At 37.8% G+C, this 13,693-nt stretch carries 12 protein-coding genes; 10 read left to right on the forward strand and 2 right to left on the reverse strand.

Features of this window, described 5'->3' with window-relative positions:
* Positions 1-11 precede the first annotated feature (11 nt).
* The 9 genes from AC0NJP_RS09995 (at position 12) to AC0NJP_RS10035 (ending at position 10,877) form a co-directional block, all read left to right on the forward strand.
* Complete coding sequence (locus tag AC0NJP_RS09995) at positions 12-500, forward strand: LeuD/DmdB family oxidoreductase small subunit (protein WP_474040309.1); 489 nt, start codon at positions 12-14, stop codon at positions 498-500.
* 12 nt (positions 501-512) lie between these two features.
* Positions 513-1,715, forward strand: coding sequence for a CaiB/BaiF CoA transferase family protein (locus AC0NJP_RS10000; protein ID WP_474040308.1), 1,203 nt, complete (start codon positions 513-515; stop codon positions 1,713-1,715).
* A gap of 27 nt (positions 1,716-1,742) precedes the next feature.
* A complete protein-coding gene (locus AC0NJP_RS10005) occupies positions 1,743-2,651 on the forward strand; it encodes a hydroxymethylglutaryl-CoA lyase (RefSeq protein ID WP_474040307.1) in 909 nt (302 codons plus the stop codon).
* 341 nt (positions 2,652-2,992) lie between these two features.
* Positions 2,993-4,942 carry a sigma 54-interacting transcriptional regulator gene (locus AC0NJP_RS10010; RefSeq protein ID WP_474699709.1) on the forward strand — a complete coding sequence of 650 codons (1,950 nt, stop codon included), beginning with the start codon at positions 2,993-2,995 and terminating at the stop codon, positions 4,940-4,942.
* A 540-nt stretch (positions 4,943-5,482) separates the two neighbouring features.
* Positions 5,483-6,886, forward strand: a complete 1,404-nt coding sequence (locus tag AC0NJP_RS10015; RefSeq protein ID WP_474040305.1) for a DASS family sodium-coupled anion symporter — start codon at positions 5,483-5,485, stop codon at positions 6,884-6,886.
* Between the two features lie 37 nt (positions 6,887-6,923).
* Positions 6,924-8,081 carry a PrpF domain-containing protein gene (locus AC0NJP_RS10020; RefSeq protein WP_474699710.1) on the forward strand — a complete coding sequence of 386 codons (1,158 nt, stop codon included), beginning with the start codon at positions 6,924-6,926 and terminating at the stop codon, positions 8,079-8,081.
* Positions 8,082-8,509: 428 nt separating this feature from the next.
* On the forward strand, positions 8,510-9,184 hold the full coding sequence (locus tag AC0NJP_RS10025; protein ID WP_474699711.1) for a class I SAM-dependent methyltransferase: 675 nt from the start codon (positions 8,510-8,512) through the stop codon (positions 9,182-9,184).
* 328 nt (positions 9,185-9,512) lie between these two features.
* Positions 9,513-9,872 carry a VOC family protein gene (locus tag AC0NJP_RS10030; RefSeq protein ID WP_474040302.1) on the forward strand — a complete coding sequence of 120 codons (360 nt, stop codon included), beginning with the start codon at positions 9,513-9,515 and terminating at the stop codon, positions 9,870-9,872.
* A gap of 48 nt (positions 9,873-9,920) precedes the next feature.
* Positions 9,921-10,877 carry a D-2-hydroxyacid dehydrogenase gene (locus tag AC0NJP_RS10035; protein WP_474040301.1) on the forward strand — a complete coding sequence of 319 codons (957 nt, stop codon included), beginning with the start codon at positions 9,921-9,923 and terminating at the stop codon, positions 10,875-10,877.
* A gap of 1,092 nt (positions 10,878-11,969) precedes the next feature.
* On the opposite strand, the gene AC0NJP_RS10040 is transcribed toward AC0NJP_RS10035, so the two are convergent.
* The gene (locus AC0NJP_RS10040; RefSeq protein WP_474040300.1) at positions 11,970-12,431 is read right to left on the reverse strand and encodes a pyridoxamine 5'-phosphate oxidase family protein; all 462 of its coding nucleotides are present in this window, start codon (positions 12,429-12,431) and stop codon (positions 11,970-11,972) included.
* Between the two features lie 39 nt (positions 12,432-12,470).
* Entirely contained in the window at positions 12,471-12,785 is a 315-nt protein-coding gene (locus AC0NJP_RS10045) for a cupin domain-containing protein (RefSeq protein ID WP_474040299.1), read from the reverse strand.
* A 172-nt stretch (positions 12,786-12,957) separates the two neighbouring features.
* On the opposite strand from AC0NJP_RS10045, the gene AC0NJP_RS10050 reads away from it, so the two are divergent.
* On the forward strand, positions 12,958-13,302 hold the full coding sequence (locus AC0NJP_RS10050; protein WP_474040298.1) for a winged helix-turn-helix transcriptional regulator: 345 nt from the start codon (positions 12,958-12,960) through the stop codon (positions 13,300-13,302).
* The last annotated feature ends 391 nt before the right edge of the window (positions 13,303-13,693 follow it).

Consider the following 13,693-nt stretch of genomic DNA (forward strand, 5'->3'; position numbering starts at 1 on the left):
GAGGAACGAAGATGAGCAAACCAGTTTGTGGCAGAGTGCTAAAATTTGGTGACAACATAAATACTGATATTATTTCTCCACCTCAGTACATGGAACTTAGTATAGCTGAAGCTGCTAAATATGCAATGAGTGCGGTAGACTCGGATTTTTCAACCAGAGTGAGGCAGGGGGATATTTTAGTTGCTGGTGCTAATTTCGGCTCTGGATCTAGTCGAGAAACATCGCCCTTGACCCTTAAATATCTGGGCGTTGGAGCAATAGTGGCAAAATTTTTTGCCCGGATTTTTTATCGTAATGCAATTAATCTTGGAATTCCGGTCATTGAGTGCAAAGAGACAGATCAAATTTCTGACAACGACGAAATTTCAATTGACCTTGAAAATGGCATTATCGTAAATCACACCAAGAATGAAACGTATCGCTGTAGCAAAATTCCAAGTCATATTATGGAATTGATTAATAATGGCGGGTTAGTACCATTTCTCAAACAAACACTTTAGGAGGATATAGTCGTGGAAAAGCATGGAGCATTAGAAGGCGTTCGTGTACTGGATTTGACGAGGGTTTTGGCAGGACCTTACAGTGGGATGATGTTAGCTGACATGGGAGCGGAAGTAGTCAAACTGGAGGTCCCTAAACGAGGCGATGATTCGCGAGGTTTTACACCGATGATTAATGGCGAATCAGCATATTTCATGAACTTGAATCGCAATAAAAAATCAATTGTTATTAATCTAAAAGAAGAAGAAGGTCGTGTTGTCTTCAGAGAATTAATAAAAGAATTTGATATTCTTTTAGAAAATTTTCGGCCAGGGACGATGGAAAAGTTAGGGCTTGGTTATGAAGAACTAAAAAAGATTCATCCTGGGCTTATTTATGGCGCTGTATCTGGTTTTGGCCATTATGGTCCTTATTCGAAACGTCCTGGCTATGATATTATTGGTCAAGGCATGGGCGGACTTATGAGTACTACAGGCTGGCCTAATGGTGAACCAACTCGCAGCGGAACAGCTATTGCTGATGTTTTGGCAGGTCTCAATATGACGATTGGTATTTTAGCTGCTTATGCAAATAAATTGAAAAATGGTCATGGAGAAAAAGTAGACGTTGCGCTTGTTGATTCCGTTGTATCGGGCATGGAAATTATTACGCAAATCTATTTTGCAACAGGAAAGAACCCTGAACGCATCGGTAATCGTTATGAGTCGGTCTATCCGTATGATACTTTTAAAGCGAAGGATAAAACTTTTATTATTGGTGCTGGTAATAACAAGTTGTTTGCCATGTTGACTGATTACATGGGACGTAATGATTTACTGGATGATCCACGCTTCAAAGAGAATGCAGATCGTGTTAAAAATCATGCTGCATTAAAACCTATTATTGAAGAATGGTCCAAAAACAAGTTGGCCGATGATATCATCAACGACTTGTTGAAAAAAGGCTGTCCGGCAGCGCCAGTAAACAATATTTCCGATATAGCCAAAGATCCTCATATTGCCAAGGCGCGAGAGATGTTTGTAGAAGTAGATCATCCTAGAGCTGGGAAAACCACATTAACTGGTTGCCATATTAAATTTTCGGAAACTGACTGCAGTATTAAGACAGCGGCGCCAGATTTGGGACAACATACTGAGGAAGTGCTAAAAAAATATCTTGGTTTTGATAAAGCAAAGCTTGCAGAATTAAAAATTAAAGGCATCATCGAAGGATAAGCGTTGTTATTTAACGGGAGGAAAATCATGAATTTGTCAACAAATATTGAAATTATTGAAGTCGGACCACGAGATGGTTTTCAAAACATAAAATCTCAGATATCGACACAGACTAAGTTGGATATTATTGAGGGGTTAGTCTGTTCGGGGATAAAGGCAATGGAAGTGACATCTTTCGTTCATCCCAAAGCGATTCCTCAAATGGCTGATGCGATAGAAGTTGCAAAAAGTGTTGTTGCTAAATATACTCAGGATGGCTTACGGGCGATAGCGCTTGTTCCTAATCTTGTCGGTGCTAAAAAAGCCTATGAATGTGGTATTAGGGAAGTTACCTATGTCATATCAGCCAGTGAAAAGCATAATCTTGCGAATATTAACCGTACGCGCCAACAATCGCTTGCTGACTTAAAAAACATTGTTCAAGAGATTCCTGAATTAAAAGTTCGTTTAGATATTGCCACAGCTTTTGGGTGCCCATTTCTCGGTAAAGTGGATGAGGATCTTGTATTTAGTTTAATTGAGGGAGCACTTAATTGCGGCGTAAAGTCCATCATATTATGTGATACTATTGGTGTCGCGAATCCAAGTCAGGTGAGTAACTTAGTCAAAAATACGAAGACAAGGTTTGCAGATGTTCCTATGGGGCTTCATATGCATGATACTCGGGGCATGGGGCTTGCCAATATGTTAGCAGGTCTTCAGGCAGGTATCACAACCTTTGAGGGGGCGATTGGCGGACTTGGTGGATGTCCCTTTGCACCAGGCGCGGCTGGAAACACAGCTACAGAAGATATGGTCAATATGTTGCACGAAATGGGTATTAGTACTGAGATTAATTTGGAAAATTATCTTAATGTGGTTCGAGTTGTACGTGAAAAAATACAAACGATACTCACAAGCCATATGGCTTATGCAAGCAAATATGAAAATCAATAATTTATCCGGTTTTTTCAATGAGACCATCTGTTAGCATTGATATTTATATCTGGTCGAAATGAGCAAAGAAAATAGAATTATTTAAGGGCTAGCTTGGAAAAGTTAATTGGGTCTTTAATTTTGCGGTTACTAGAAATTTATAATTGCTATTGCTTGGACGCATCCTAGTATACAAATGAAATATTCTGATGGCAAAACCTTTGCATGAGTATATGCGATAGGTTTTGCCTTTTTTCTAGACACATTTCTGGGGGTTTTACGATGGAAGGAATTGCGGACTTTATATGTTGAATATTTAAAAATAATACGTAGAGGATTTGAAATATACGGGGGGGCAAAGGATGAAATGGCAAATAGCGCCGCACAGTACAAGTGATATAAAAGTGGCACTTGTTTATGATGATAGTAAAATGACCGATACATTTACACGAATGGCTGAGAGTGTAGGGGTGAAAACCTATACAGTTTCGGCCACCTTGGAAGAAGCAGCTATGAATGCATGCCAATTAGAAGAGGATGTTGATGTAATCTTGAGCCGTGGTGGAACTGCCGAATACATTAGGAAAGCTGTCAACATTCCCGTTGTGAGTGTTCCGATTACTTTCTCTGATGTATTGCGGGCTTTATATACAATTCGAGGTCAGGTAAAAGAAGTAGCTTTTTTTAAGTACGGAGAGAAATTACGTGGTATTCGTTTTATAGAAGAAATTTGTGGTATTAAAATTCATGAGTATTCTTTTATTACTCATCAGGAAATAAAAAAGGGAATATTAGATGCTAGCAATCGAGGCATAAAAGTTATGGTCGGAGGGATTGTCATTGTTCATTTTGCAAAGCAAATGGGATCGGAAGGCATATTAATTGAATGTGGCGAAGAGACCGTATCTCGTGCATTGGAAGAGGCTATACATGTTGGTCGAGTACGTCGAGAAGAGCGAAGTCGTAGGGCTAGAATAGAAAAGGTTTTGGATTCAATTGCCGAAGGGATTATTGTTACCGATGAGCAAAACAGGGTTGTTATTTTTAATGCTGCAGCGGAGAGGATTTTTCATATAGCGAATGATGCCGTAATTGGTGAATGTGTACAAGGGGTTATTCCTAATACACGAATGCAAAATGTGTTTGAAAGCGGAGTGGCAGAATTAGCACAGTTACAGGAAGTTAAAGGTGGAATTATTGCCACAAGCCGTATACCAATTCTTCTTGATGAAAAAAAAATTGGTGTTGTTGGAACATTTGAAGATGTTACGAAAATACAATATCTTGAACAATTAATAAGAAAGAAAATTTATTCTAAGGGATTTGTGGCTCGGTATGTCCTGGAAGATATTTTGACAAAAAGTGAAAAAATGATTGAGATAAAACAAAAAGCGGAGCAATATGCGACAACTGACTCCACTGTTTTGATCCAAGGAGAGTCTGGGACGGGGAAAGAGTTATTTGCGCAAAGCATTCATAATGCAAGTAAACGGCAAAGTGGTCCTTTTGTAGCGGTCAATTGTGCTGCTATTCCAGAAAACTTACTAGAAAGTGAGCTCTTTGGATATGAAGGTGGAGCATTCACTGGTGCAAAGAAGGAAGGTAAACCGGGGCTATTTGAATTGGCTCATGGAGGGACAATTTTTCTTGATGAGATTGGAGAAATACCGCAGCCATTACAAGCTAGATTGCTGAGAGTACTGCAAGAAAAAGAAGTTCGGCGTGTTGGTGATGATAAGATAATTCCTGTAGATATTCGAATTATCAGTGCCACTAATAAAGATCTGAAGAAAAGGGTAGAAGTAGGGTTGTTTCGTGATGATTTGTATTATCGGCTTAATGTGCTGAATTTAAAGATTCCTCCACTCCGAGAGCGGCTCGAAGATGTGTCGTTGCTAGCCCAAAAATTTCTTGAGCACCTTACCGTATATATTCCTTATGACACGTTTGTTGCGCAGTTGGGGAGAGTGCTAACTTCTTATGATTGGCCAGGTAACATTCGAGAATTATCGAATGTTATGGAACGATTTGCTTTAGCTATAAGCTATTCGCCAAATCAAAATAATTGGTCAGAATTACTGAATAGATTGATTGATATTGATTCGGACAGCGGGTATACAATTTCACTGAAAATAAATTTAAACCAAGGATTAAAAGAAATTATTCATCATGTTGAAAAAGAGGTTATCAAGATGATGTTAGCCATTTATGAACAGGATTATCTTGCTGTTGCAGAAAAACTCGGCATTGGGCGATCTACCTTATGGAGGAAAATACGGCCTGAAGAAAAAGATAATGCTCATAATCTCTAAAATTAAGCAAGGATTAAAAGATTAACGTAAAATTTGATAGTGAGCGAGAGCCGGGGAGGGTTAGCCGTAAAAATTGTTGGAATTATGGGTAGCCCGCGAAAAAGGGAAAGAGATGTTGTTTTAGTGTTAGAGGCTTTAGAATATGGCCGGGCATTAAGACGATGAAAATGGTTTTTAAGAGAGCTTTATTGTCCAAAGAGTCACCATTGAGGTGACTTTTTTCTTTTTGATAAAGATATTCATTAAGGTACCTGAAAATTAAAATTTGGTTTAAAATAGAGATCTCATGCTCAATTTTGGGATAAGAAAATAGTCGCTTAAAATAAAGCTATTAGTTGAAGTATCTGTCTTTTATTATTACCAATAATGAGACTGAAATAATCTTGGTGTCTTATTATATAAGCTTTTAAGCTTGGCATACTTTTTGCTAAAAATATAAGTAGGGCGCCTACAAAACTATATGTCTGAAAAGTCTGGACAAATTTAGAAGGAAAGGAGAAATATAGGATACGCATACTAGCATATCGAGGGAGAGATGAAATGGAGAAGAAGCATATAAAAGCGATGGTAAATATTTTAATTCCGGTCATGATACTATTGATGCCGACTCCGGCTGGATTATCAACATCTGCGTGGCAACTGTTTGCAATGTATATTGCAGCAATACTTGGAATTATGTTACGACCAGTAGCGGAGCCAGTGGTGTTATTGGTCGTAATTAGTGTATCAAGTATTTTTTTAAATAATTTGGGCGTTGTTTTAGCCGGATATGCCAGTTCAACAGCATGGCTGGTTTTTTCAGCATTTATGTTAGGACAGGCATTTATCGAAACGGGCTTAGGTAAACGAATTGCATATATATTAATCGGCAAAATGGGCCGAACAACTCTTGGTTTAGGTTATGTCGCGGCACTAACGGATTTAGTAGTAAGCCCAGCAACTCCGTCTAACACTGCTCGCACAGGAGGTTTGGTCTATCCTATTTTTCGTAGTCTCGCAGTTACTTTAGATTCAGAGCCAGGTGCTACTTCGCGCCGAATAGGGGCTTATTTAACAATTCTTCTTTATCAAATTAGTTTAACGACTGCGGCCATTTTTGTTACTGCTTTAGCGACGAATCCGTTAGTGGTAACATTTGCGCGAAGTATTTTAAATCTAGACATTTCGTGGATTCAATGGACACAAGCAACCATTGTGCCGGGCTTAATTGTATTGCTTGTTGTTCCTTATCTTGTCTATAAGATATATCCACCTGAATTGAAACAGATCGATAATAAGGCAATATCACAGGCTGGTTTAGTTCAGATTGGTCATATTTCTAAGCGGGAAAAGATATTGGCATTTCTTTTTGCTATGGCGATTCTTGGTTGGGCGACTGGAAGTATTACAAAGATTGATCCTACGGCGGTGGCTATTACTTTTATCAGTGCTTGTCTTGCTGCTGGAGTTATTTCCTGGGACTGCTTGTTAAATGCTAAAGGAGCTTGGAGTACATTTATTTGGTATGGTGGTATTATCAGTTTGGCTGATGGTTTATCAAAAGCACAATTTTTTACCTGGTTAGGTAAGCTGCTAGCTAATAATATAAGTTTCGCTGGGTACGACACTTATGTTGTATTATCAGCGTTATTAGTGCTCAGTTTAGTAGCTCGTTACTTTTTCGCATCAATTGCTGCTTACGTTTCGACTTTCATTCCTGTTCTTTTTACACTTGGTTTAGTTGCCAATGTACCGCCGATGGTTTTAGTGCTTTTAATGGGAGCCTCATCTGCGTTTGGTAGTCTATTAACTCATTATGGGAATGCCGTTGGACCTGTGTTATTTGGTAGTGGTTATGTTGATCAAGCTACTTGGTGGAAAGTGGGAACAGTAGTAACTGTCGTTAGTGGAATCATTTATATGGTAATAGGTCTTCCGTATTGGAAACTGCTTGGCTTTTGGTAGATTTTCATAAAATGTAAAAAATTAAGGAGGTTATCTTATGCATCCGGAAATGGAAATGCTACGTTGTGCTATTGTGCGTGGTGGAACAAGCAAAGGCATCTTTATTATGAGTAATGAATTACCGAAGGACCCGACTTTGAGAGATAAGGTAATATGTTCAATTTATGGCAGCCCCGATATTCGCCAAATTGATGGGTTAGGCGGTGCGGATGTTTTGACAAGTAAATTAGCTATTATTTCACCGTCATCAAGGGAAGATGCGGATGTTGACTATACCTTTGGTCAAGTTAGCATTGAAACAGAGTTTGTCGATTATGGTGGAAATTGTGGCAATATATCAGCGGCAGTTGGACCATTTGCAATTGATGAAGGTCTTGTGCAAGCGGTTGAGCCGATCACTACGGTTCGTATCCATTTGACTAATAGTGGAAATATCTTAGTGGCAGAAGTGCCAGTGGAAAATGGCAAAGCAATGGTAGATGGTGACTGTAAAATTGATGGATGCCCTGGTACTGGAGCGAAGATTACACTGGATTGGTCAGATACTGCAGGCGGGATTACTGGTAAATTGATGCCCACTGGCAATGCCAAGGATATTATTGATGTCGATGGAGAAAAATACACTGTTTCGCTCGTTGATGCAGGAAATCCGTTAGTTTTTATTCATGCTTCTAGTCTTGGCATGAAAGGAACAGAATCGCCGCAGGAAATAGAGGGCAATAAAGAGCTTATGATGATTATAGAAAAAATACGAGGACGGGCCGCTGTTCTTTTCGGCCTGGTAGATAGACCGGAAGATGCAGCTACCCAAAGTCCATATAATCCTTTTTTTGCTATCATCAGTCCGCCTGCTGATTATGTGACGATCAGTGGCCAGACAGTTAAGGCATCTGATGTTGATATGGTTTCTCGCTTACTTTTTATGTTGAGGATGCACAAAACATATCCTGGAACAGGTACTGTTTGCACTGGAGCTGCTGCAAGAATTCCTGGAAGCATCGTTTGGGATGTTTTACGTGAAGAAGCAAAGTCGAAAGTTACTATCAAGATTGGTCATCCGGGAGGAATTATTCCGGTAGAAGCGGAGGCTGAGAAGGAAGAAGACGGTGTTAAATTAAAGCGGGCAGCCATTTATCGAACTGCTCGTAGAATTATGGAAGGTTATGTTTATATAAGAAAATCTATTTTAAAATAAAAATTGGTGGATTATTTTGGCTTTTACTAATCTAATTCAAGCGCTTGAGTAGTTCGTTTGGTTGTTTTTAACAGTTAAATTTTTTGAGCAATTGCCGGAGGCTTTTATTTTGTTTAAAAGAGGTGGGTAAGAGTTAAATCTTACCCATTTTCTTTAGAGATAGCAAGTAATAAAAAAGTACCTTTTATTTTTAAAAGATATGATTCTGATCTGCCAATGTTTGGCATGATATTAATTGCTACTTATTGTGTGTATTTTACCACTATTTTGATTTTATTTACCTTTACTTATTGGCAATGGATTGGTTTAATTTAGTTAGAGGTGCATATTATCAAACTTCAGAAACCTTTTTCAGATTGATATCCACGTACTTACAGTTGAAGGCTACTCCAATTATAAAAAGAAATTAGAGATAGGAGTTGGAACCCATGCATGATAATAAAACATCACAGTCTGCACAAGAATATGATTCTAATATAGAAAAAACTATTCCCTACTATAAAAAGTTTCATGATGAGGCAATTGATCTCGTAAAGTCAGTTAATTTAAATCCTCTTAGTTGGCTTGATACTGGATGCGGTACGGGCACATTTATATCCCATGCTAGTAGTTGTTTTAAGGAGACCAAGTTTATATTGGCTGATCCAGCAGAAGCGATGATGGCAATTGCTCGCGAAAAACTCTTTAAAAATAGAAATATTGAGTTTATTGTGTCTGGGACAGAGGAACTTAAGTATTGTAACGAGAATTTCCATGTTATTACAGCTATTCTCGCTCATCATTATTTTGATTTGCATGCAAATCAAAAGGCAACTGAAAACTGCTATAGGATGCTTAAAGATAATGGGGTATATATTACATTTGAGAGTATATTGACTGCTACCAAACAAGGAACTGAAATAGGTCTCGAACGTTGGAGAAGTGCGCAAATAAGAAGTGGTAAAGATCCGCAAGCAGTGGAACGGTACTTTAAGCGTTTTGGGGTTGAGCTTTTACCAATTTCGATAGACGATCATATTTTTATGTTGAAGAAAGCTGGCTTTTCGATTGTCGAGGTTTTTTGGATATCTGGTTTGCAGGCAGGATTTTACGCAATAAAATGATTATCTAATATAAAATTACTTTGAGTGTTAATCGGTAGAAATGTTGATGGCATGTTACATTAAGATGGTCAATAGAGAAAATGGAAAAATGGTTTGTTGGTTGTACGTAAAGGACCAGAAACTTTTATTTCTGATGGAAATAATGGCTTTTATCCCGCCCCTTTAGAATGGGGATTAATTATTGGATATAAGTCAATTTCGGAATTGATTGAAGTAAGCGGTAGAAGAAAAAGTAGCAGATAATTTGACGAGCCGTATGGCTAAAGCAAAATTATATAGATGTTTAAATTGTTAGGGGGAATAAACGATTATTGCAAGAATAGATCATTTGGTTCTTACTGTAAAAGATATTGATAAGACAATTGCTTTCTACTCGGAAGTTTTGGAAATGAAAATAGTTGAGTTTGGTGAAGGGCGAAGAGCGTTAAAGTTTGGGCAACAAAAAATAAATCTTCATGAAGTAGGAAAAGAATTTGAGCCGAAAGCCCAATTTCCTACAGCCGGATCAATAGATCTTTGTTTTATTACGGAAAAATCCCTTCCAATCGTAATAGATAAACTACGAAAACATAGTATTTTGATTGAAGAAGGACCAGTGATGCGTACCGGAGCAGAAGGGGAGATCGAATCAGTCTATATAAGGGACCCTGATGGTAACCTTATTGAGATTTCTCATTATTGCACTTGAAAAGACAGCAGATCCGTAACAAGTATTTTTCTATAAAGGAGTAGACAAATGAAGATAGTTGTTTTAGATGGCTATACGTTAAATCCAGGTGATTTAGGCTGGGATAGAATCAGCGCTCTTGGTGAACTTGTTGTGTATGATCGCACTTCGCATCAAGATAGAATCGCTCACATTGGTGATGCCGAAATTATATTTACCAATAAAGTAGTGATTGATAAAGAGGTTTTTATCGCCTGTCCGTCAATTAAATTTATATGTGTATTAGCAACAGGCTATAATGTCGTTGATGTACAAACTGCCACAGAAAAGGGAATTATTGTAGCTAATATTCCCACGTACGGAACAAGGGCAGTTGCCCAAAGCGCTATTGCATTGTTATTAGAAATTTGTCATCATGTAGGAGCTCACAGTAGTAGCGTATTACAAGGCGATTGGGCACGCTCCGCCGATTGGTGCTATTGGAAGTATCCTTTAATCGAACTTTACGGAAAAACACTGGGTATTATTGGTTTTGGGAGAATTGGCCAGCAAGTGGGGGAAATTGCGAAAGCATTAGGAATGAAAATTTTGGCTTATAGTAAAGAAGAGGCGCTGCTTTCTCAAAGCGACCAGCTCAAATATGTGAGCCTTGAAGAATTGTTTACCGAATCGGATGTTATTTCACTTCATTGTCCATTGTTTGAAGATACACGTGGAATAATTAATCAGAAAACAATTGCAAAAATGAAAAATGGGGTTATTATTATTAATACTTCCCGCGGACCTCTTGTTGCAGAGAATGACTTGGCTGACGCGTTAAATTCTGGCAAAGTATATGCTGCAGGACTTGATGTAGTTTCGACCGAGCCGATTCAAGCAGACAACCCTTTGTTGACTGCTAAAAATTGTATAATTACGCCTCATATTGCTTGGGCGCCAAAAGAATCTCGTCAGCGCTTAATGAATATTGCTGTCGATAATCTTGAACAATTTTTATTGGGGAAACCAATTAATGTTGTAAGATAAAGGTATATTCATGGTATGTTGGCAGAAACTCTGATGAACCTTTAGCGATTGTTATGCAAAGAAATGGATTTGTTTGTGGAAATCATTCTATATATCTATTTCTGTTATTAATACTGGCGGGCATATTGGAAGTGTTATATCACAAATGTTCGCAGGCTTTTTGCTTGATCAATTTAATTACAGTGCAGTATTTATTTTTTTGTCTGCTCAGCTGCTGTTAGTTTATTAGCAATTTTAACAATTGATGAGTCGATTTGCTAATTAAGAAAAGTGAGATAACTTTGGTTATCAAGAAGGGTTATTATTTCATTAGATAATATAGGGCTTAGCAAAATGGCTAAGCCCTATATTTAGTTTGCCCGGCATGAGCAGTAATTTGGCGGTGAGAGTTCGCTATGGGCTTGGTAGTAGGAACCATTAGCTAACGGCAAGGGTGTCCACAGTGAAGTGGGATCTGAAGGAAGCTGAAGGCAAAATCCTGCACCGACGAACAGAAACCGCATAGCATTCTTTACAAGGAATAGCATGTCATATAAAATTAGGGTTTACCTTAGAAAAGTAGCTAGAACGATTTATGCTCAATAAGCAGTAATGATGTAATTAGAAAATGATATTTACACGATTGGGTCCTAAATTGGGTCTTTTTATATAATAAGGTTTGGCATAGTATATAAATATTTGTCAAGGGACATTGCGATAAACCTAGTGATTTCAATGGGTTTTAAAAAGAAGTCAATTCGTTACAATGCTTTTTTCGCGTAAGATGGAAGAGGTCGAGAGTTCGAATTTCGCCGCTCCGACCAATTAATACTAGTAATGTTAAGGCTTTTAAGGACGCCAAAGGTTTCTTTGACTTGAATCAACCGATTTACGCGGAGCAGAATACCTTATTCACTTTGCATGCGTGCCTGTATTTCTTCCCGCTGTCTAAAAAAAACTTTGGATACGTGTAGATTCTTGCTTCGTTCTTCTAAACTTGATTTTACAATAAAAAAACGGCTCTCGACTATTGTCGGTTGCCGTTTTTGTTTCCTTTCAGGGCTGTCTTAATGCGGACGGCCCTTTGAATTCATATGACCATTAAACTTCGGATTATCTTTTCTTCACACCTGTGATATCTTCTATTTTTATGCGAATTACGATACATCTATCTTTAAAAGCATCAATTACTTTCATTCCTTTATCTTGGAACTCTAAGCTGTACTTGTTAACCAATTCGGTTAACATTTTAACTTTTTCAGGCTCGTCGGTCAACATGGCTTTGCCAAAAACAATAACACTTTCATATTTGGCCGTAAATGAGCTGGGCACTATTTCTGAATATCCGACTACTGTAAAGCATACTTGGATGTTTTCGGCAATATTATCTAGCTTATGCCCCTCAAGAGCACAATGCAGATAAATCGCCTCATCTAGAAAGATATAGTTTAGCGGTACACCATAAGGTTGCCCATTTTTGTCTACAGTAGATAACACTCCGTATTCGCCAGCTTTTAGAATACTCATGGCTTCATCGCGTGTTACTTGTTTTTCTGTATCACGGACATATCTCATAATTATCTCCTCTTAAAGAATTTTTGTATTAAGAAACACTTAGAAAATTTTAACTTGCAAAACTGCTAGGTTACCTAAACTAGTATTGAAAAAACCATGCCCTTCTCCCCTTGGGGATAAGATTAGATCTTTTTCTTTAAGGGCAAATTCTTCCCCGTCGATAGTTAGTTTCCCTTCACCTTCCACAACATAAAAAACTTCGTCCATATCTTTATGAGTATGTTCCGGTGTACTCTGACCCGGCGTATAGAGTAGTAACCCTACATCAAGCTTACTGCTCTCATGATTAAGTGCTTTACGCACGGATTTTTCCAGTGAAAAATCCAATAGAGAATCTGTATTAATTTTTTTCATGTTTTTCCCCCTTACTATTTAAATAAACTATTATAAACTAGTATTACATATTGCTTGTAATCTCTTTCATTACATATAATAAGAAAGAAAGTTACTTTTCGCAAGAAGGCACTATTTTGTTTGATACAAACCGAAGGGTAACTATTGTTGATTTTACTGGAGGTTTTGAATATTGAATATTAAAATTTGCCCCATTGAAGCGGCACTGAATTTAATAGGACATAAGTGGAAAGTCCTTATTTTACGAAATTTATTAAGCAGAAGCAACCAGCGTTTTAGTGACTTATTAAGAGGTATAAATGGAATCAGTCAAAAAATGTTGACCCAGCAACTCCGGCAAATGGAGCAGAGTGGTCTTATTTCCCGCAAAGTTTATGCGGAGGTTCCACCTAAAGTTGAATACTCTCTAACAGAACTTGGCTTGAGCCTTCAGCCCATTCTTGAATCAATAAGCATTTGGGGTAAGGGGTATTTAGAACGTCAAGGTAAACAACAAGAAGATTTCATTAATGATTAAAGAAGAGGCGGTGAGACTGGCCTCTTTCATTCTTTAAAATCTGGTTCTTTTATAAAAAAATGTTTACAAAAAAAGTATTTTTCAGATAATTCAGTTTGTACAGGGTTTTGGGAACTATTGCGAAAAGAGATGCTTTATAATTAAAATTGAACTACTATAAGCATTGACAGCTTTATTCATGAACGAAATAAATATTTCCACTGGTATAATCATGTAAGGGTCAAATAATCATTAGCTTATCTTAGTCCGGTGGAGTATAGGCATAATCTTGGAATATCAGCATAGGCGTAGTCCAGGATTATGTCCGCACTCCCAAGTCTCAAATTTAGGAAAAGTGTTCTACCCTAAGATCGGATTTACTAAGCAGCAAATGATCGACTACTATATAAGA

The organism is Pelorhabdus sp. sgz311002, from assembly GCF_056134285.1.